The 18639-nt window shown below is 59.9% G+C and carries 20 protein-coding genes; 14 read left to right on the forward strand and 6 right to left on the reverse strand.

Annotated elements, in window-relative coordinates:
- Positions 1 to 89: 89 nt before the first annotated feature.
- Together FHT73_RS06505 and FHT73_RS06510 are read right to left on the reverse strand one after the other, a co-directional pair.
- Positions 90 to 683: an NUDIX domain-containing protein gene (locus FHT73_RS06505; protein WP_112337888.1), complete on the reverse strand. Its 594-nt coding sequence runs from the start codon at positions 681 to 683 to the stop codon at positions 90 to 92.
- Entirely contained in the window at positions 680 to 2803 is a 2124-nt protein-coding gene (locus tag FHT73_RS06510; protein ID WP_246712055.1) for a molybdopterin oxidoreductase family protein, read from the reverse strand. Before FHT73_RS06510 ends, FHT73_RS06505 begins: the two co-directional genes overlap by 4 nt.
- A gap of 81 nt (positions 2804 to 2884) precedes the next feature.
- On the opposite strand from FHT73_RS06510, the gene FHT73_RS06515 reads away from it, so the two are divergent.
- Both FHT73_RS06515 and FHT73_RS06520 read left to right on the forward strand, forming a co-directional pair.
- Positions 2885 to 3736 (forward strand): 23S rRNA (adenine(2030)-N(6))-methyltransferase RlmJ, encoded by an 852-nt coding sequence (locus tag FHT73_RS06515; protein ID WP_112607273.1) that lies wholly within the window; start codon positions 2885 to 2887, stop codon positions 3734 to 3736.
- Between the two features lie 33 nt (positions 3737 to 3769).
- A complete protein-coding gene (locus FHT73_RS06520) occupies positions 3770 to 4363 on the forward strand; it encodes a glutathione S-transferase (protein ID WP_183710440.1) in 594 nt (197 codons plus the stop codon).
- A gap of 10 nt (positions 4364 to 4373) precedes the next feature.
- Here the strand turns inward: FHT73_RS06520 and FHT73_RS06525 are convergent, their stop codons facing one another.
- Positions 4374 to 5276 (reverse strand): LysR family transcriptional regulator, encoded by a 903-nt coding sequence (locus tag FHT73_RS06525; protein WP_183710442.1) that lies wholly within the window; start codon positions 5274 to 5276, stop codon positions 4374 to 4376.
- Positions 5277 to 5399: 123 nt separating this feature from the next.
- Between FHT73_RS06525 and FHT73_RS06530 the strand changes: the two genes are divergently transcribed.
- Positions 5400 to 6242: an oxidoreductase gene (locus FHT73_RS06530; protein WP_183710454.1), complete on the forward strand. Its 843-nt coding sequence runs from the start codon at positions 5400 to 5402 to the stop codon at positions 6240 to 6242.
- Between the two features lie 73 nt (positions 6243 to 6315).
- Here FHT73_RS06530 and FHT73_RS06535 read toward each other — a convergent pair whose 3' ends face one another.
- Entirely contained in the window at positions 6316 to 6948 is a 633-nt protein-coding gene (locus tag FHT73_RS06535) for an outer membrane protein (RefSeq protein WP_112607277.1), read from the reverse strand.
- A 363-nt stretch (positions 6949 to 7311) separates the two neighbouring features.
- Here FHT73_RS06535 and FHT73_RS06540 point away from each other — a divergent pair, with 363 nt between their 5' ends.
- The 5 genes from FHT73_RS06540 to FHT73_RS06560 all read left to right on the forward strand — a co-directional run bounded on the left by FHT73_RS06540 (position 7312) and on the right by FHT73_RS06560 (position 11646).
- Complete coding sequence (locus tag FHT73_RS06540) at positions 7312 to 8079, forward strand: SDR family oxidoreductase (RefSeq protein WP_183710456.1); 768 nt, start codon at positions 7312 to 7314, stop codon at positions 8077 to 8079.
- The gene (uvrC, locus tag FHT73_RS06545; RefSeq protein ID WP_183710458.1) at positions 8076 to 10118 is read left to right on the forward strand and encodes an excinuclease ABC subunit UvrC; all 2043 of its coding nucleotides are present in this window, start codon (positions 8076 to 8078) and stop codon (positions 10116 to 10118) included. Before FHT73_RS06540 ends, uvrC begins: the two co-directional genes overlap by 4 nt.
- Positions 10119 to 10329: 211 nt before the next feature.
- A complete protein-coding gene (gene pgsA / locus FHT73_RS06550) occupies positions 10330 to 10917 on the forward strand; it encodes a CDP-diacylglycerol--glycerol-3-phosphate 3-phosphatidyltransferase (protein ID WP_183710460.1) in 588 nt (195 codons plus the stop codon).
- A complete protein-coding gene (moaD, locus tag FHT73_RS06555) occupies positions 10917 to 11171 on the forward strand; it encodes a molybdopterin converting factor subunit 1 (RefSeq protein WP_069616328.1) in 255 nt (84 codons plus the stop codon). The genes pgsA and moaD overlap by 1 nt, the downstream gene beginning before the upstream one ends.
- Positions 11172 to 11175: 4 nt before the next feature.
- Positions 11176 to 11646 (forward strand): molybdenum cofactor biosynthesis protein MoaE, encoded by a 471-nt coding sequence (locus tag FHT73_RS06560; RefSeq protein WP_183710462.1) that lies wholly within the window; start codon positions 11176 to 11178, stop codon positions 11644 to 11646.
- A 3-nt stretch (positions 11647 to 11649) separates the two neighbouring features.
- Here the strand turns inward: FHT73_RS06560 and FHT73_RS06565 are convergent, their stop codons facing one another.
- A complete protein-coding gene (locus tag FHT73_RS06565; RefSeq protein ID WP_183710464.1) occupies positions 11650 to 12546 on the reverse strand; it encodes a branched-chain amino acid ABC transporter permease in 897 nt (298 codons plus the stop codon).
- 67 nt (positions 12547 to 12613) lie between these two features.
- Between FHT73_RS06565 and FHT73_RS06570 the strand changes: the two genes are divergently transcribed.
- Complete coding sequence (locus FHT73_RS06570) at positions 12614 to 13162, forward strand: CGNR zinc finger domain-containing protein (RefSeq protein WP_183710466.1); 549 nt, start codon at positions 12614 to 12616, stop codon at positions 13160 to 13162.
- A complete protein-coding gene (locus tag FHT73_RS06575; protein ID WP_112414633.1) occupies positions 13159 to 13680 on the forward strand; it encodes a hypothetical protein in 522 nt (173 codons plus the stop codon). Before FHT73_RS06570 ends, FHT73_RS06575 begins: the two co-directional genes overlap by 4 nt.
- A 139-nt stretch (positions 13681 to 13819) precedes the next feature.
- Here FHT73_RS06575 and ndk read toward each other — a convergent pair whose 3' ends face one another.
- Positions 13820 to 14242, reverse strand: a complete 423-nt coding sequence (gene ndk, locus FHT73_RS06580; protein WP_004122188.1) for a nucleoside-diphosphate kinase — start codon at positions 14240 to 14242, stop codon at positions 13820 to 13822.
- Between the two features lie 190 nt (positions 14243 to 14432).
- On the opposite strand from ndk, the gene FHT73_RS06585 reads away from it, so the two are divergent.
- The 4 genes from FHT73_RS06585 (at position 14433) to FHT73_RS06600 (ending at position 18536) form a co-directional block, all read left to right on the forward strand.
- A complete protein-coding gene (locus FHT73_RS06585) occupies positions 14433 to 14942 on the forward strand; it encodes a DinB family protein (protein WP_183710468.1) in 510 nt (169 codons plus the stop codon).
- Between the two features lie 156 nt (positions 14943 to 15098).
- Positions 15099 to 15599, forward strand: coding sequence for a hypothetical protein (locus tag FHT73_RS06590; RefSeq protein WP_112607287.1), 501 nt, complete (start codon positions 15099 to 15101; stop codon positions 15597 to 15599).
- A 49-nt stretch (positions 15600 to 15648) separates the two neighbouring features.
- Positions 15649 to 17538, forward strand: a complete 1890-nt coding sequence (locus tag FHT73_RS06595; protein WP_112607289.1) for an ABC-F family ATP-binding cassette domain-containing protein — start codon at positions 15649 to 15651, stop codon at positions 17536 to 17538.
- Between the two features lie 104 nt (positions 17539 to 17642).
- Complete coding sequence (locus FHT73_RS06600; protein WP_112414631.1) at positions 17643 to 18536, forward strand: polysaccharide deacetylase family protein; 894 nt, start codon at positions 17643 to 17645, stop codon at positions 18534 to 18536.
- The last annotated feature ends 103 nt before the right edge of the window (positions 18537 to 18639 follow it).

An 18639-nucleotide genomic window follows, 5' to 3' on the forward strand; every position in this document is an offset into this window, starting at 1 on the left:
CATTCAAGTGTCTTCGGCCGCACGCCCCGGTAAGCTCGATTCGTGACAATGTGATGAATGGGAGAGCAAGCTCCCACCCACGCAGCCGCCTATTTCAGGCTGGCGACATTCAAGGCCGCCCATTGCAGCAGCATAATCGTCTTGGCGTCACAGATATCGCCGGTCTCGATCATGACAATCGCATCGGGCAGGCGAACTTCCAGCACCTCTATATCCTCATGCTCTTCCGCAAGCCCGCCGCCATCGGCAACACGGTCGGACGTGTCGATTACGGCGGCGAAGAAATGAATGACCTCCGTCGATGAGCCGGGCGAGGTCATCGCCTTGAACAGGAAGCGGACGTCGCGCACGCGAAAGCCGGTCTCCTCCATGGCCTCGCGGCGGATCGCGGCTTCCGGCTGGTCGCCGTCGAGCAATCCGGCGGGCACTTCGATCATCCAGGACGTCTCGCCGACCAGCCGGGCCGGCAGACGGTATTGCCGAACGAGCACCACGGTTTCGCGCTTGGGATCATAGAGGAGGATGCAGGCCGCCGGCGTACGATGATAGACCTCGCGCTTCAGGCGATGTCTTTCGCCTCGTGAATCCGTGTAGTCGACCTCGAATGTGCTCAGCCGAGTCCATTGATCCGCCAGCGTCTTTTCGCTGACGATTTCGGCTTTCGCGTTTTCGAATTTACTCATGCCACGTCCTTGCGAAGCCATACCTTATTGTCGTGGACGGCCGCGCCGCCATAGGGCGCGACCGGGTCCGCGCCGGTGAGCACATTGATCCCCTCGCCGTCGACATGAGCCTTGTTCGGCCAGAGCCCCTCGGCGATCAGCACACCGGGTCTCACTTCCGTTGTCACGCGGGCGTGGAGGCGGATATCGCCGCGGCTATTGCCGATGCGGATCAGCTCGCCATTGACGATATCGAGCCGCTCGGCGTCGGCCGGATTGATCATCACCTCGGGACGGCCTTCCTTCTGCCGTGACGTCTTCGTTTCCGCGAAACTCGAATTCAGGAAATTGCGCGAGGGCGAGGTGGCAAGCCGGAAAGGATGCTCGGGGTCGGCCACCTCGATCACATCGACCTGGTCCGGAAACTCCGGCAGCTCGACATGAGGGCCGAGCAGACCGACGGATGCTGGCGGGCGGTTCGGCGCCGGCTGATTGGTCCAATCGGGGCGAAAGCGGAACTTGCCGTCGGGATGAGCGAAGCCGTTGACGAAATGTGCCTCCTCGAAATCCGGCTGGCGGTCGAACCATTTGTGTTCGAGGAAGTAATCGTAATCCGGCAGACCGCTCCTCGACAGAATCCTGTCGATCATCTCGCGGGCGGAGAAGCCGAAGCCGGGGCGATCCGCGACGCCGAGGCGCTTTGCGAGCTCCTCGATGACGAAGAGATTGCTGCGAACGGTTGGCGGCGGCTCGACAAGCTTGGGACCGAGCAGGATGTGGTTCTGCCCGCCGGCGCGGTAGATGTCGTCATGCTCGACGAACATGGTGGCGGGGATGACGATATCGGCCATCTCGGCCGTATCGGTCATGAACTGCTCGTGTACAGCCACGAAGAGGTCGGAGCGGGCAAAACCACGCTTCACCAGCCGCTGCTCCGGTGCGATATTCACCGGATTGGTGTTCTGGACAAGCATCGCAGTCACCGGGCCGCGATGGCGCAGCGCCACGGCATCGCCGGTCAAAGCGCGGCCGATCTGCGACTGATCGATCATGCGGATATCCTGATCCTTCATGGCGCGGCCGGTGAGTTCGCTCGCGTCCATGCGGAAGATATCGCTGTTCGAATGAAAGGCGCCGCCGCCTTCATATTGCCAGGAACCGAGAACTGTGGCGATCGAGGCTGTCGCGTGCATGGCGATCGCGCCATTGCGCTGACGGGTAAAGCCGTAGCCAAGGCGGAAGTAGGTCTTCTTCGTCGTTCCCACGAGCTTGGCGAAAGCTTCGATCTCATCAACCGAAAGGCCGGTGATGCCAGCAGCCCATGCCGGGGTCTTCGACTTCAAATGCTCTTCGAGGCCGGCGGGATCGTCGGCATATTTGGCCATGTAGTCACGGTCGGCATAGCCGTCGCGGAAGGCGATGTGCATGACGGCGCACGCAAGGGCCGCATCCGTGCCCGGCTTGACGATCAAGGCGATGTCGGCCTGCTTCATCGTCGGGTTGTCGTAAATATCGACGACGACGATCTTGGCGCCGCGCTCCTTGCGGGACTTCACCGCATGGGTCATGACATTGACCTGCGTCGCCACGGCATTCGTGCCCCATATGACGACGCAATCCGTGCGGCCCATTTCCCGCGGATCGGGGCCGCGCAGCACGCCTGTCGCCATGGTGAAGCCGGTCCAGGCCGGATTGGTGCAGATCGACGAGAAGAAGCCGGAATAGCGCTTGGCATGGCGCAGCCGCTCGATGGAATCGCGCTGCACCCAGCCCATCGTTCCCGCATAGAAATAAGGCCAGATCGCCTCGCTGCCGTCTTTCGCTTCCGCCTTCACGAAGGCCTCGGCGATTTCATCCAGTGCCTCGTCCCAGGAAAGCTCCTGCCAGCGCCCCTCGCCCTTGGCGCCGGCGCGGCGAAGCGGCTTCATCAGGCGATCAGGATGGTAAAGCCGCTCGGCATAGCGCGCGACCTTGGCGCAAATGACGCCCGAGGTGTAGGAATGGTCGTTGGCCCCGCGAACCCGGCCGATCCTGCCGTCTTCAGTCAGATCGACCTCCAGCGCGCAGGTGGAGGGACAGTCATGCGGACAGGCTGTGTGGCCGACGCGCGATTTGGCTTGGATGGGGGTCGCAATGTTCATGAGGTTTGTATATTTCAAGCAGGGACCGGCCACTAGAGACAATCCGGCCCATCTCAACAATTCATGCGGACTTCACCGACAATGAACTATCGGCACATCTACCACGCGGGCAATTTTGCCGATGTCTTGAAACACGCAATCCTCGCGCGCCTCGTCCGCTACATGCAGAACAAGGACAAGGCGTTCCGCGTCCTCGACACGCATGCCGGCATCGGGCTCTACGATCTCTCCTCCGAGGAAGCGCAGAAGACCGGCGAGTGGCGCGATGGCATCGGCAGGGTGTTGGAGGCGGAACTCGTGCCGCAGGTCGCCGAGCTTCTGGAGCCCTATCTTGCCGCCATCCGGGAATTGAACCCCGAAGGCGGCGTCAGGCTCTATCCCGGCTCGCCGAAACTCGCCCGCATGCTGTTTCGCCCGCAGGACCGGCTTTCGGCGATGGAACTGCATCCGGACGATTTCCAGCGGTTGCACCGGCTGTTTGAGGGCGATCACCACGCCCGCATTACCGAGCTCGACGGCTGGCTGGCGCTCGGCGCGCATCTGCCGCCGAAGGAAAAGCGCGGCATCGTGCTCGTCGACCCGCCTTTCGAGGAAGAAGGCGAATATGAGCGGCTGATCGATGGGCTCGCAAAGGCCTCGCGCCGCTTTCCCGGTGGCACCTATTGCCTCTGGTATCCGATCAAGAAGGACGCGCCGATCAAGCCATTTCACGAGGCGCTGCAGGCACTGGAAATTCCGAAGATGCTCTGCGCCGAGCTGAGCGTCAAAAGCGACCGCGGCTTCACCGGGCTTACCGGCTCCGGCCTCATCATCGTCAATCCGCCCTTCACGCTCAAGGACGAGCTGCACGCGCTGCTGCCGGCCTTGAAGGATATTCTGGCGCAGGACCGCTTCGCCTCGCAGCGCGCCTTCTGGCTGCGTGGCGAACATTGAGACTTTTCACACATATATCCGACAGGTGATTTCATGAGACTTCTTTGCTCGCCCACCTCCCCCTTCTCCAGCAAGGTGCGCATGGCCGCACGCCATCTCGGCATCAAGCTCGAGGAAATCCACGTCGATACGAATGCCGGTCCAACACTGCTGATCGACAACAATCCGCTCGGCAAGATCCCGACATTGCTGACCGGCGACGGTGAGGCCATTTTCGACAGCCGCGCCATCATGCATTATTTCGACCGGCGCGAGGGTGGGCTCTATCCTTCGAAGAGGGGTAAACGCACCGAAATCGAGGTTCTGGAAGCGCTGATCGACGGCACCAACGAGTGCCTGCTGTCGATCGTCTACGAGCGGCGCCTTCGCGAACCCGAGAAGCAGCATCAGCCCTGGATCGACCGCCAGTGGACAAAGGTCAGCCGCGCCCTCACCCATCTCGACGCCGAGCCGCCGAAGATCGGCAAAAAGCTGCATGCGGGTCACTTCGCGCTTGCCTCCCTCATCGGCTATCTGCAGCTCCGCTTCGAAGGGCAATGGGAAGGGGAGTATGCGGGATTGACGGACTGGGCACGCAAGTTCGAGAAGCATTTCCCCGATTTTCCGGCGATGAAGCCGCAAGTCTGACGCCGTCGACTCAGCCCTGGCGGGCAGCGTCGGCCTTTACGAAATCGACGAAGGCGCGCAGAGCCGTCGGCAACTGCCTGCGGCTCGGATAATAGAGAAAGAATCCGGGATAATAAGGACACCAGTCCTCAAGCACGCGGATCAGCCGGCCATCCCGCAAGGCCGGTAGCGCGTGATCTTCAAATACGAAGGCAAGACCGGAGCCATTGATAGCGGCATCCAGCATGATATCGAGATCGCCAAGCGTGAGCGGCCCCTGCACCTCGATCTCCAGCTCGATGCCCCCGCGCTCGAACTCCCAGCGATAATAGGTGCCGCTCGCGAAACGGTAGCGGATGCAGGGGTGATCCTTCAGATCGTGGGGCGTGAGCGGTTTGGGAAAATGCTGAAAATGTTCGGGCGAGCCGACGATCGCCGTCCGCTGGCGAGGCCCGATGGGGACAGCGATCATGTCGGCGGCGATGCGTTCGCCGAACCGTATGCCGGCGTCGAAACCGGAGGCAACCGTATCCACGAGCGCATCGTCCACTACGATTTCGACTTCGATGGCGGGGTAAGTCCTCAGGAACCGCGACACGATCGGCAGCAATACCATCCTGGCTGCAGGACGCGGGGCATTGATGCGCAGCTTGCCATAGGGCTGGCCGCGGAATTTATCGAGATCCTCCAGCGCATCGTCGATATCGAGAAACGCCGGGCGGATGCGATCGAACAGGCGTTCGCCGGCTTCCGTCAAGCCGACGCCACGGGTGGTGCGATTGACCAGCCGCACATCCAGCCGCTCCTCGATGGCGCGCAACGAATGGCTGAGCGCGGAGGGAGTCACCCCCAATTCCACCGCCGCTTTGCGAAAGCTACGGTGTTCGGCAATTGCAAGGAAGATCGTCAGATCTATCGAACGGATGCGTCGCATTGGTGAGATTTTCTCAGTTCTTCATGGAAGAGAAAGTAGATTATCTCAGCGATACCATCAAGCTACCTTTCTCCTGCAAGCGAATTCCATCTATGGAATTGCAAACTCACGAAGGAGAAAGCCATGCGTGTTTGGTTCATTACGGGTGCATCCCGCGGGTTTGGTGCCCTTATCACTCAAGAAGCCCTCACCGCCGGCGACGCCGTTGTCGCTACAGCTCGCAATCCCGTTGGGCTGGCGGAGAAGTTCGGCAATCACCCGAACCTCCTATCCGTCGCCCTCGACGTATGGAGCGAGGCGCAGGCCCATGAAGCCGCCGAGATCGCCGTCAAGCGTTTCGGCAAGATCGACGTCCTTGTCAATAATGCCGGCTACGGGCTTCTGGGTGCCGTGGAGGAAGCAACTGCCGAGGAAATCGAAAAGCTCTATGCGACCAACGTCTTCGGCCTGCTGAAGGTCACGCGCGCCGTCCTGCCGCACATGCGCCGGCAGCGTTCGGGCCATGTCATCAACATGTCCTCGGTCGGCGGTTATCAGAGCTTTGCCGGCTGGGGCGTCTATTGCTCGACAAAGTTCGCCATCGAAGGCCTCTCCGAAGCGATGGCAGCGGAGTTGCAGCCGCTCGGCATCCAGGTCACCGTTGTCGAACCCGGCTTTTTCCGCACCGACTTCCTCAATGAAAGCTCGCTTGCAGTCAGCCCGAGTTCGATTGCCGACTACAGGGACACTCCGGCCGGAGCGATGCGCGATTTCGCGGCCGACCATAATCACGCTCAGCCCGGCGATCCCAAACGTCTTGCAAAATCGATGATCACGCTTGCCCATTCGGCGAACCCGCCTCTGCGCATGCCTTTCGGCTCGGATACGGTCGGCGCGATCGAGACCAAGAACGAATATGTCGCCAGAGAGCTGGCCGATTGGCGCGAACTGGCCGTCTCGACTGACTTCCCGAAGGAAGCCACCTAAACATTCCGAGGCGTAATGCAAAAAAGCCGGGGTTTTCACCCCGGCCTTTTCTTCAGGCTATGCCTTCAGATGATTAGAACTTGACGCCGATACCGACCTTTACGCTCTGCTCGTCGTAACCGCGAGAGAAGCGACCGGAGTCGAGGTCGAAGTTCTTCTTGCCGTAGTCCGTGTAGCGGTACTCGAGGCGAGCGGTGATGTTGTTGGTGATGAAGGTTTCAGCACCTGCACCGACCGTGTAACCAACAGCCGTCTTGCTGTCAGACGAGGTAGCGTCTTCGAGCTTGTTCTGGCCGAGCGCCAGACCGGCCGTGCCATACAGCATGAACGGGTTAAAGTCGTAGCCGATACGACCGCGAACCGAGCCATTGACGCCATTCTTGGCGGTCAGACCGTTGCGGGTGCTGTCAATGCCGGCGTAGCCGAGGTCTGCTTCAACGCCGTATACGATCTGGCCCTGCTGCCAGTTGTAGCCGGTGAAGGCCTGGCCGCCGAAGCCATAGCCGTTGCCATTGTGGCTGAAATGACCTTTGCTCCAGTCGCCTGCACCACCGATGTAGAAGCCGGACCAGTTGTTGACGGCCGGAGCTGCTTCCTGAGCGACGGGCGGCTGCGGAATCTGCTCGACAGCGTCAGCGGCGTGAGCTGCGGTGTAGCCACCGAGGGCGAGAGTGGAGACCATGAGGGTCTTGATAAGAGTACGCATACTTTTCTCCTTTCAGGCCCGTGCGCTTCGCTTACTGTCTTCGACTGTGAAGCGCCACGAGCAATTAAACATATCCCTCCCGGATCGAGGTTGAAATTGGAATGCAAATGAGGAATTGGAAGAGCCAAAATATGATATCATTGTGGCACAGAGGTGGCTGAATTTCGATGTTGCTTCATCGCAACAGAGGAATTATTAACCATAACCAATGATTAAAGCATGTATACTTATTTTAAACTAAATATATCGCAAGTTTTACATAAGAAATTCCGAAGCGTGTCATTTGCTCATACATCTTTTCATATGGTGTATCGACGCCCTATATGAACATCGATCGGGTAACGACGAGCAGAAGGCGATCTCTTGAGCCAGGAAAAACTACGCACGGCGCTGATTACCGGCGCGTCCAAAAGAATAGGTCTGGCAATTGCCGAGGATTTATCGGCTCATGGCTTCGCGGTGGCGTTGCATGCCCATCAGTCCCTCGCCGAGGCGGAAGAAATTGCGGCGAAACTGCGGCAAACCGGCCGCAAGGCGATTGCGATCAAGGCCGATCTGCGAGATTTGGCCGAGACGTCAGACCTCGTCGAAAGGGCCGCGGATGCTCTTGGTCCGCTCGATCTTCTGGTCAACAACGCCTCGGCTTTCCTCGGTGATTCCGCCGATCATTTCGACGCCGAAGCCTTCGAGGCGCACTTCGCCGTGCACGTGCGCGCGCCATCCATTCTGGCTGCCGATTTCGTCCGGCAGCTTCCCGAACCCTATCCGGGCCTGATCGTCAACATGGTCGATCAGCGGGTCTGGGCGCTTAATCCCCGCTTCTATTCCTATACGCTGTCGAAAGCTGCTCTTTGGACCGCAACCCAGACGATGGCGCAGAGCTTTGCGCCGCGTATCCGCGTCAATGCGATCGGCCCAGGTCCGACGGTGCGCAGCGTGCGGCAGAGCGAGGAGGACTTTCAAGCGCAGATCGACGGCCTCATATTGAAGGCGGCGCCGAGGCTCGAAGAATTCGGCCGGACCATCCGCTTTCTTTTTGACACACCCTCGATCACGGGCCAAATGATAGCGCTCGATGGCGGCCAGCACCTTGCCTGGGAAACGCCAGACGTGTCGGAGAGTACGGAATGAATGGAAGAAAGCTGCCCGATGGCGGCGTTCTCTATGACGAATCAGAGGATATCGAAGACGACATCGAGGTGGAGGGCGATGCCGCCGCCTCCCCTGTTGCGCCTGTCGATTGGAATGAAGGCGGCAAGAACGAGACCGGGCTTCGCGGCGCCGAACTGATCGCCGAATTCGTCAAGCGGCTGCCGAATAATCCCGGCGTTTATCGCATGTTCAACGAAGCCGGCGACGTACTCTACGTCGGCAAGGCGCGAAACCTGAAGAAGCGCGTTTCCAACTACGCGCTGGGCAAGGTGCACTCCAACCGCATCGCCCGTATGGTGCGCGAAACCGCCAATATGGAATTCGTCACCACGCGCACGGAGACGGAAGCGCTGCTGCTGGAAGCGAATCTCATCAAACGCTTGCGCCCGCGCTTTAACGTGCTGCTGCGGGACGACAAATCCTTCCCCTATATTCTGATCACGGGCGATCATCGCGCGCCGGCGATCTTCAAGCATCGCGGCGCCCGCGCGCGAAAGGGCGACTATTTCGGGCCCTTCGCATCGGCCGGCGCGGTCGGCCGCACCATCAATTCGCTGCAGCGGGCCTTTCTGATCCGCACCTGCACCGACAGCGTCTTCGAGACGCGCACGCGGCCCTGTCTGCTCTATCAGATCAAGCGCTGTTCCGGCCCCTGCACGCATGAGATCAGCGATACAGGCTATGCGGAACTGGTGCAGGAAGCGAAGGACTTCCTTTCCGGCAAGAGCCAGAACGTCAAGGCGCATATGGCCGAGGCGATGAATGCCGCCGCCGAAGATCTGGATTTCGAGCGCGCCGCGATCTTTCGCGATCGGCTTGCCGCGCTTTCGCATGTGCAGAGCCATCAAGGCATCAATCCGGCCGGAGTGGAGGAAGCAGATGTCTTCGCCATCCATCACGAGGGCGGCATTTCCTGCATCCAGGTCTTCTTCTTCCGCACCGGGCAGAACTGGGGCAATCGCGCTTATTTCCCCAAGGCCGATCCATCGCTCTCGGGCGCCGAAGTGCTGAACGCGTTCCTTGCGCAATTCTATGATGACAAGCCCGTGCCGCGGCAGATCCTGCTGTCGGAGACCATCGAGGAAATGGAACTCTTGGCGGCAGCGCTTACCGAGAAAGCCGGCCACAAGGTCGCGATCCTCGTGCCGCAGCGCGGCGAAAAGCGCGATTTGGTCGAGCATGTCATCGCCAATGCACGCGAGGCGCATGGCCGCAAGCTGGCGGAAACCGCCTCGCAATCGAGGCTGCTCGAAGGTTTCAAAGAAACATTCAAGCTTCCCTACACACCGCAACGCATCGAGATCTACGACAACTCCCACATCATGGGCACGAATGCGGTCGGCGGGATGGTGGTCGCCGGGCCGGAAGGCTTCGTCAAAAACCAATACCGCAAATTCAACATCAAATCGACCGACATCACGCCGGGCGACGACTTCGGCATGATGCGCGAGGTCATGACCCGCCGCTTCTCGCGCCTCCTGAAGGAGGAAGGAAAGCCTGATCGGACAGCTGCCGCAGAAGCATCCGGCACCGATGCAGCCGACCAGCCCTTCCCGGCCTGGCCAGATGTCATCCTCATTGATGGCGGCCAGGGGCAGATGACCGCCGTACGCGCCATTCTCGAGGAGCTCGGGATCACCGACAGCGTCATCGCCATCGGCGTCGCCAAGGGCGTCGACCGCGAGGCCGGGCGCGAGCGCTTCTTCGCTCCAGCGCGCGAAAGTTTCTCGCTGCCGCCGCGCGATCCCGTGCTCTATTTCATCCAGCGCATGCGCGACGAGGCGCACCGCTTCGCGATCGGCTCGCATCGTGCCCGGCGCAAGAAGGAGATGGTTAGAAATCCGCTGGACGAGATCGGCGGCATCGGCCCTTCGCGCAAGCGCGCGCTGCTGCAGCATTTCGGCACCGCCAAAGCCGTGTCGCGGGCAGCGCTATCGGATCTGATGGCGGTAGAGGGCATATCAGAAACCGTGGCGCGGCAGGTCTACAACCATTTCCACGAGGACGCCGCGAAATAAGCAATGCCCGTCGCAAATTCCACGCAATGACGGTGAAAAAACAGAAACAATATTGACGATAAGGTCGCCAAACCATCATCTATGACTTGATCCCAAAAAGTGCGAAGCGGTTTTTGGAGAAGATCAAGAAAATCAAATGCTCGGAGCGCGATGAAACCCGAAATCGAGGCTCATCGCGATCCGCCGAGACAACCGAAACGAAACGATTTCCATGGCTTCGCGCGCTTACAGCATCCCCAACCTGCTCACCTACGGCCGCATCATTTGCGTTCCTCTGATCGTTCTTTGCTTCTTCGTCGAAGGCAAGCTGGAGGGTTCCGATTTCGCCCGCTGGGTCGCGCTCTGGATCTTCGTCATCGCCTCGATCACCGATTTCCTCGATGGTTATCTTGCACGCATCTGGAATCAGACCTCCAATATCGGCCGCATGCTCGATCCGATTGCCGACAAACTGCTGGTCTCGGCGATCCTGCTTCTGGTCGCTGCCGACGGCACCATTGCCGGCTGGTCGCTCTGGGCCGCCATCATCATTCTCTGCCGCGAAATCCTCGTCTCCGGCCTGCGCGAATATCTGGCGGCGTTGAAGGTCAGCGTTCCCGTGACGCGGATCGCGAAATGGAAGACGACCGCCCAACTCGTTGCCATCGCTTTCCTTCTGGCTGGGCCGGCGGGCGACAAGGTGCTACCCTATACGACGGAAATAGGCATCGTCCTGCTCTGGGTCGCAGCGCTTTTGACCATCTATACCGGCTACGATTATTTCCGGGCCGGGCTGAAGCATGTCGTGGATGAGGAATGATGACGAAGCTCGTCTATTTCGCCTGGGTGCGCGAGCGGATCGGCAAAGCGGAGGAAGAGATTTCCCTGCCCGCCGATGTCGTTACCGTCGGCGATCTCCTGAGTCATTTGAAGGGCTTGGGCGAAGAATACGAGGCGGCACTTCAATTCCCCCAGGCGATCCGCGTCGCGATCAATATGGAGCACGCCGAGCACGATGAGCCTATCGCCGGAGCGCGCGAGATCGGGCTCTTCCCGCCGATGACAGGGGGATAAGCCGATGGCTATTCAGCCGGTAGTCCGCGTTCAGCGCAAGGATTTCGATCTCCAGGCGGAGATCGATCGGCTGACCGACGGGCGACGCGATATCGGCGCTGTCGTCACCTTCTCCGGGCTCTGCCGTGACGAAGGCGGCACTTTGGGTGCGCTGGAACTCGAACATTATCCCGGCATGGCGGAAGCGGAGATCGACCGCATCGCCAAGCTTGCCATCGAACGTTTCGAGCTTCTTGGCCTGGCTGCCATTCACCGCTACGGCAAGATCGCGCCCGGCGAGAATATCGTGCTCGTCATTGCCGCGGCACCGCATCGCCAGGCCGCCTTCGACGGCGCCAATTTCGTCATGGATTTCCTGAAAACCTCCGCGCCATTCTGGAAGAAGGAACACGGCAAGGATGGCACGCAAGGCGGTTGGGTTTCCGCCAAGGATGCCGACGATGCCGCGCGGGCCAAATGGGCTGGTAACAAGTAGGCTTCAGGGCACCACTCGTTCACGGCGGCTCAGCACCAGCAGCAGCACCAGCAACGAGAAGATGACGAAATCGCGCCAAAGGAACGGACCGTAAGCTCCCCACATCGTCTCCGTCAGGCCGAGCAGCGCAGCCCCGCCGGCCGACTTCAGCGGCTCGGAATAGCCGCCGACCGCCGCAATCATCAGCACCTTCAGCCCGAACATCAGCCCTGCGCCGAAATCCATGGTTCCGTAGTAGGAAGTAGCTAGCAGACCGCAGATGGTCGCGACCATAGCGGAGGCGACATAGGCCGTCAGAAAGACACGGCTGGCGCTGGCGCCGCACAGTTCGGCTGCAAGCGCGTCATCTGTAACGGCCCGCCAGATGCGGCCCCATCCGGTGCATTTGAGGACATAGGCACCTATAAAGATAACGAGGATCATCAGCACGGTGTTAAGCAGCTGGATTTCGGTCAGTGTGACGCGGAAACTACCGCTGTCCCAGAACACGACTGCACCGTTCAGAAAGGGTGGCAGCCAGATGCCGCGCGTATTGGACGCCAGCCGCGCCGTTTCCATTAGGATGATCATCATGCCGAGTGCTGCGACGATGACCGTGTTCGGCGATTTGCGCGATAGCGGCAGCATGATCGCTCGGCCGACCAGAAAGCTGGTGCCGATCGTATAGCCGACGGCGATCACGGCCCCGAAAGCAAAGGCAGCCGGCAGGATGAGATACATCTTCGTATAACCGACGTCCGTGAAGAGCACGAGCATCTGGCCGGCAAAGGCGAAGAGCGCGCCATAGGTGATATCGGCCCGCTTCATGACACCGAAGGCAATGGAATAGCCGAAGGCCAGCGTCGCATAAAGTGCAGCGAGCGGAACGGCATTCGCCAATTGCTGCAGAAGATAGGCCATTCCACCTCTCCGAAGAACGAGCAAATAGTAACTGGCAAAATTCATTTTACCAGTTATAATTTTTGTTATGAGTTTTACCTGGACCCCACATCGCTTTTCCGGTGGCGCGCTTGCGCTCGATGTCGCCAACAGCGTGATCCTGCGCCATGACGACGAGCGCCGGATCGACCGTTTCGAGGCGGCAGGACAGATGGATAGCTTTCCGAAGGCGGCAGCCAATTTCTGCGCCGAACGGGCTCTCTTCGGCGATATCCTGCCGGTGAAGCGGGAAAACCGAACCGATTTCATCGCACTCCGCGAATTGATCGATCGTTATTTCCGGGCACGCGTCATTGGGGAGGCTGCCGATCTGCTGCTCGCCGATCTGCTTGCGGCATTGGCTGGGGTCCTGAAGCGCGCTTCCTCCAATGGGCTCGATGCCGCAACCGTGCATTCGACGCTGCGCCTTATCGCCATGCCTGATCCGGAACGAATGAAGATATGCCGCAACTGCGGCTGGCTTTTTATCGACCGCAGCAAGAACAAGAGCCGCGCCTGGTGCGACATGGCGGTCTGCGGCAACCGGGCCAAAGCCAGCCGGCATTACCGGCGCAAGAAAGAGGAGACTGCGCCATGACGATGCGAAAGATCATGCTGACAATGACAGGTGCCGGGATCGTTGCCGGCCTGGCGCTGGCCGGCTGCCAGCGGAAGGACGATGAGGGCCCGACCCAGCTCACCGGCCGCCTCTTCGTCTTCAACTACCGGGTAGCGAGCGCGAGCTACATGATCACGCTCAAGAAGATCGCCCCGATCCCGGAGGGAACAAAGGCGATCGCGGAATTCGAAAATCCGGCCGGCGGCGATCCGCTTGTCGTCAACCAGAAGATCTATACATTCTGGGACAAGATCACGCTGGAAAGTCCGGATCTCCATTGCGTCCGCAAGGACCGCCCTTACTCCGTCTCGATCAAGCTGGTCGATGCCAGCGACAAGACGATCCAGACGATCAAGACCGAGGTCAAATCCGATCTCGACCAGACCGTGCTGCCGACGAAGCCACTGGTCGTCGGCCCGGTCTATACCGCCAATCCAGATGTCTTCAAGGGCGATGGCAGCGCCGATTATGGACATGATGCCGCCTGCCCGGCGTGAAGGGTGCGGTGGGTACTCTCCTCTCCCCGCCCGCGGGGAGAGGGAGTCTAATTTGCTGAAATGAAAAAAAGCCGAGACGCAAGGTCCCGGCTTTCATGAGTCATTTCAAATCGTTCAGCGCTGAAGCCGAAAGGCTGATTCAGCCGACGATTTCGGTTTCGGAGAACCAGTAGGCGATTTCGACGGCAGCCGTTTCCGGAGCGTCCGAGCCATGAACGGAATTTTCGCCGATCGACAGAGCGAAGGTCTTGCGGATCGTGCCCTCGTCAGCGTTGGCCGGGTTGGTCGCGCCCATGATTTCGCGGTTCTTCAGGATGGCGTTTTCGCCTTCGAGAACCTGGACGATGGTCGGGCCGGAGGTCATGCCTTCAACGAGTTCGCCGAAGAACGGACGTTCCTTGTGAACGGCGTAGAAGCCTTCAGCTTCGCGCTTGCTCATCCAGACACGCTTGGAGGCGATGACGCGCAGGCCGTTGTCTTCAAAAACCTTGGTGATGGCGCCGGTCAGGTTGCGCTTCGTCGCGTCCGGCTTGATCATCGAGAAAGTACGTTCAATCGCCATGGGTCCATTCCTTGTAATCAGAGAAAAGTGGGCGGTCTTTACCTGCCCCAAGGCCCGAAAACAAGGGGGATCGGCCAATTTCACGCCGCTGTCACAGTCCGGTCATCCGATTCGCAATCGACCGATGGCATTGCGACGGTTTATTCGCAAACTCGGCGGCAACATCGCCGCACCATTGAGGAGAGGTCATATGCTCAAACATTTCAGGATGCTTGCCGACTACAATCGTTGGGCAAATGTTCAGGTCTACAACGCTGCGGCAGACCTCCGTGATGCAGAATTCCACGAGGATCGCGGCGCGTTCTTCGGTTCGCTCCACGGAACGCTGAACCATCTGCTTGTCACGGATCGGCTGTGGATGCACCGTTTCAACGGCACCGGCGGGGTGCCGGCGTCACTCGAGACCGTCCTTCACGACACGCTTAAAGGACTCTACAGCTTACGGGAGGCGGAAGATCGAAATATCATCACCTGGCTGGAAACACTCGATGCCGACGCGCTTGCCGTCGATATTACCTATACCTCGATCCTGCGACCGGGCGCCATCACCGTTCCCCTCCATGCGGCGATATCACATATGTTCAACCACCACACCCACCACCGCGGCCAGTGCCATACCATCCTGACATCCATGGGCAAGCCGTCGCTGGCGCTGGACCTGCTGAACTTCCTGCGCAGTGAAGGAACACGCTGGATGTGAGCGGAAAGCGAATTGCTGTTTTCCGCTTACGCCAAAGCGTTGAGCACCTGCCTCATTTTGTTGCGATGCAGCGTGAATAAGGCATTTTGTTCATGTTCCCTTAACCTGCCGACCTGCAGATTGATAAGATATATCAGCTCACGGTCAGAAGCAGGCATGAAGAACTCGCAAACAAGCGTTTCGGCATATTCCATCGATAATGATGAAACGGAAACCGAGCTCGAGATCATCGGCCGCTTCATGACGCGGCTGAAGGTCAAGAACCTGCCGCGCAACTATCAGCTCTTTCATGAGGCGCTTTACGGGCAGGATCGCCGTCTTGCCGAAGAAATCGAGGCGCTTGGCCCCCTTCCCTCACAAAGCGGGCTCGACGAAATCGGCCTGAAGTATCGTCTCGTCAGCCATTGCGGGCTGGTGGCGCGCAAATCGGAAAGCGATGCTGCCGAAATGCTCCGCGAAGTCGCAGATCAGCTCGCCGAGGGGCTGATGAAGAAACAGCGATTTAGCCGCGAGACCGAAACGGCAGCGAATGCGAACCCCGCCCTCGACAGCCTCAATGCCTCTCTCAGCAATCTCATGCTCTACGAAACTGAGCTGACCGAGCGGCTGCGCAACTGCGCCAACCTCACGAAGCCCTCGCAAAAGGCTGGCGCCTAAGCGACTTCGCGCTCTTGCCTTCGGCGTCGAGTTCGGCCAAAACCGCGCCATGATTTCGATTTCAGACCTTTCCGCCCGCATTGCCGGCCGCCTTCTCATCGATCATGCCAGCGTGACGCTTCCGGCGGGCACGAAGGCTGGCCTCGTCGGCAAGAACGGTGCTGGCAAATCCACGCTGTTCAGGATCATCACCGGCGATTTTGCTGCCGAAAGCGGCTCGGTCTCGATCCCGCGCAATGCCCGCATCGGCCAGGTTGCGCAGGAGGCCCCCGGCACCGAGGAACCCCTTATCGATATCGTCCTCGCAGCGGATAAGGAGCGCTCCGCACTGCTCGCGGAAGCTGAAACCGCGACCGATCCGCACCGCATCGCCGATATCCAGACGCGGCTTGCCGATATCGATGCGCATTCGGCCGAAGCGCGTGCCGCCAGCATCCTCGCCGGCCTCGGCTTCGACCACGACGCGCAGAAGCGTCCCGCCTCCTCGTTCTCCGGCGGCTGGCGCATGCGCGTGGCTCTTGCGGCCGTGTTGTTTTCCGAGCCGGATCTGCTGCTGCTCGACGAGCCGACGAACTACCTCGACCTTGAAGGCACGCTCTGGCTTGAGGACTATATCCGCCGCTACCCTCACACGGTCATCATCATCTCGCACGACCGCGATCTCTTGAACACGGCCGTCAACTCCATCGTGCATCTCGACCAGAAGAAACTCACCTTCTATCGCGGCTCCTATGACCAGTTCGAGCGGCAGAAAGCTGAAGCCGACGAGCTGCAGATGAAGGCGAAGGCGAAGAACGATGCGGCGCGCAAGCATCTGCAGAGCTTCATCGATCGCTTCAAGGCCAAGGCCTCGAAGGCACGGCAGGCGCAATCGCGCATCAAGGCGCTGGAGCGCATGGGCACCGTCGCCGCCGTCATCGAAGACCATGTGATGGGCTTCAGCTTTCCGGAGCCGGAAAAGCAGCCCGCCTCACCGATCGTCGCGATCAGCGGCGGCGCTGTCGGCTATGAGCCCGGCAAGCCGATCCTCAAGCGCCTGAACCTGCGCATCGATGCCGACGACCGCATCGCGCTGCTCGGCTCCAACGGCAACGGCAAATCGACCTTCGCGAAGTTCATTTCAGGCCGGCTGGGCGCGGAGAGCGGCGAAGTCAGGCTCGCACCGAACCTGAAGATCGGCTTCTTTGCCCAGCATCAGCTCGACGATCTCATTCCGAACCAGACAGCCGTCGAGCATGTCCGCCGCCGGATGCCGGAGACACCGGAGGCGAAGGTGCGCGCCCGCGTCGCGCAGATGGGCTTGGCGACGGAGAAGATGGACACGCAGGTCAAGGATCTCTCCGGCGGCGAGAAGGCGCGGCTGCTCATGGGCCTTGCCGCCTTCGACGCACCGAACCTGCTGATCCTCGACGAACCGACGAACCATCTCGATATCGACAGCCGCAATGCGCTGATCCAGGCGCTGAACGATTATTCCGGCGCCGTCATCCTGATCTCACACGACCGCCATCTGATCGAAGCCACCGTCGACCGGCTCTGGCTGGTGCGCGACGGCACGGTCACGACCTTCGACGGCGACCTGGAAGAATACCGCAGCCTCGTCGTCGCCAACCCGAAGTCGAAGGACGAGAAGGCCAAGACGAACGGCATCGACGATTCCGTTTCCAAAGCGGATCAGCGCAAGCTCAACGCCGATCGGCGCGCGTCGCTGGCGCCGCTCAAGAAGAAGATCAACGAAATCGAATCCTTGACCGGCAAGCTTGAGAAACTGATTCAGGCTCTTGATGCAGAACTTGCGGACCCCGCCCTCTACGAGAAGGCGCCGGCAAAGGCTGCGGAAAAGGCAAAGCAGCGCGCCGATGCCGCCGAGAAGCTTGCGGCAGCCGAGGAGCAGTGGCTGGAACTTTCATCGGAATATGAAAGCGGCATGGCCGGCTGAAGCTGACTGCTTGTTAAGGAATTCGCGGTCGCTCCTAACCGATCATTAACCATAACTGCAGAATATGCGCTCAACTTTCATAGACATAGTGTTGAGCGATTCTGATGAACTACCGTCTGTTGCTGGCTGGCCTTGCCGTGTCCCTGGCTCTCGGAGGATGCGCCACGAAGCCAGGCAATGAAGCGTCGCTGAAGAGCAGCTATGCCGCCGAGGAGCCGCGCCACAAGTCTCTGAAAGCCAACGATCCCATCGAGATGGAGCCGAAGAAATGGCTCGTTGCCGATCTCGAAACCCGCGATGACCTGGCCGGCATGAACGGTCCGCACAATCTCGCCGGCCGTACCCTGGAAGTCTCCTCGCTCAAGGATATCAGGCTCGCCGACAAGGAGGTCATTCTGACCTTCGACGATGGCCCGGCTCCCGGCAAGACGGAACGCATTCTCGCCACGCTCGACAAATTCGGCGTCAAGGCCGCCTTCATGATGGTTGGCGAAATGGCGAAGGCTCATCCAGCGACGGCACGCGAAGTGCTTGCGCATGGCGATGCGATCGGCAGCCACACTTTCCGCCATCCCGATCTCGACAAGATGACCTTCGACGCGGCGATGACCGAGATCGCCCGCGGCAAGGATGCCGTCACCAAGGCGATCGGCACGGATGTTCCTTTCTTCCGCTTCCCCTATCTCGCTGACTCCAAGCGCCTGCGCTCCGCCATCGCGGCCCGCGACATGATCGTCATGGACGTGGATATCGACAGCAAGGATTACTTCACCTCGACGCCCGCCTCGGTGGTCGATCGCACCATGAAGCAGCTCCATCAGCGCGGCCGCGGTATCGTCCTGATGCACGACATTCATCAGCGTACTGTCAGGATGCTGCCTGCTCTCCTGAGCAGGCTGGAGAATGAGGGCTACAAGGTCGTTACGCTGAGATACAAGCGCGAACCGGGTCCGGCGACCAATCTCGTCGCGCAGGCCGGCACCAAGATGGTCCGCTGAGCCGGGTCGATACCGAAAAATCTATGACCAATACGGGGCGCGGAAGCACGGTTGCTTCAGCGTCCGTATTTTGGTTTGTTGATGCCTCATCACCATCAGCAAT

The organism is Rhizobium sp. BK098 (genome assembly GCF_014193155.1).
In the GTDB taxonomy this organism is placed as follows: domain Bacteria; phylum Pseudomonadota; class Alphaproteobacteria; order Rhizobiales; family Rhizobiaceae; genus Rhizobium.

Bases quoted from the DNA above. Each gene is read 5' to 3' on its own strand.
- FHT73_RS06505 (WP_112337888.1), bottom strand. From the start codon at position 683: ATGAGTAAATTCGAAAACGCGAAAGCCGAAATCGTCAGCGAAAAGACG.
- FHT73_RS06510 (WP_246712055.1), bottom strand. From the start codon at position 2,803: ATGAACATTGCGACCCCCATCCAAGCCAAATCGCGCGTCGGCCACACA.
- FHT73_RS06515 (WP_112607273.1), top strand. From the start codon at position 2,885: ATGAACTATCGGCACATCTACCACGCGGGCAATTTTGCCGATGTCTTG.
- FHT73_RS06520 (WP_183710440.1), top strand. From the start codon at position 3,770: ATGAGACTTCTTTGCTCGCCCACCTCCCCCTTCTCCAGCAAGGTGCGC.
- FHT73_RS06525 (WP_183710442.1), bottom strand. From the start codon at position 5,276: ATGCGACGCATCCGTTCGATAGATCTGACGATCTTCCTTGCAATTGCC.
- FHT73_RS06530 (WP_183710454.1), top strand. From the start codon at position 5,400: ATGCGTGTTTGGTTCATTACGGGTGCATCCCGCGGGTTTGGTGCCCTT.
- FHT73_RS06535 (WP_112607277.1), bottom strand. From the start codon at position 6,948: ATGCGTACTCTTATCAAGACCCTCATGGTCTCCACTCTCGCCCTCGGT.
- uvrC (WP_183710458.1), top strand. From the start codon at position 8,076: ATGAATGGAAGAAAGCTGCCCGATGGCGGCGTTCTCTATGACGAATCA.
- pgsA (WP_183710460.1), top strand. From the start codon at position 10,330: ATGGCTTCGCGCGCTTACAGCATCCCCAACCTGCTCACCTACGGCCGC.
- moaD (WP_069616328.1), top strand. From the start codon at position 10,917: ATGACGAAGCTCGTCTATTTCGCCTGGGTGCGCGAGCGGATCGGCAAA.
- FHT73_RS06560 (WP_183710462.1), top strand. From the start codon at position 11,176: ATGGCTATTCAGCCGGTAGTCCGCGTTCAGCGCAAGGATTTCGATCTC.
- FHT73_RS06565 (WP_183710464.1), bottom strand. From the start codon at position 12,546: ATGGCCTATCTTCTGCAGCAATTGGCGAATGCCGTTCCGCTCGCTGCA.
- FHT73_RS06570 (WP_183710466.1), top strand. From the start codon at position 12,614: ATGAGTTTTACCTGGACCCCACATCGCTTTTCCGGTGGCGCGCTTGCG.
- FHT73_RS06575 (WP_112414633.1), top strand. From the start codon at position 13,159: ATGACGATGCGAAAGATCATGCTGACAATGACAGGTGCCGGGATCGTT.
- ndk (WP_004122188.1), bottom strand. From the start codon at position 14,242: ATGGCGATTGAACGTACTTTCTCGATGATCAAGCCGGACGCGACGAAG.
- FHT73_RS06585 (WP_183710468.1), top strand. From the start codon at position 14,433: ATGCTCAAACATTTCAGGATGCTTGCCGACTACAATCGTTGGGCAAAT.
- FHT73_RS06590 (WP_112607287.1), top strand. From the start codon at position 15,099: ATGAAGAACTCGCAAACAAGCGTTTCGGCATATTCCATCGATAATGAT.
- FHT73_RS06595 (WP_112607289.1), top strand. From the start codon at position 15,649: ATGATTTCGATTTCAGACCTTTCCGCCCGCATTGCCGGCCGCCTTCTC.
- FHT73_RS06600 (WP_112414631.1), top strand. From the start codon at position 17,643: ATGAACTACCGTCTGTTGCTGGCTGGCCTTGCCGTGTCCCTGGCTCTC.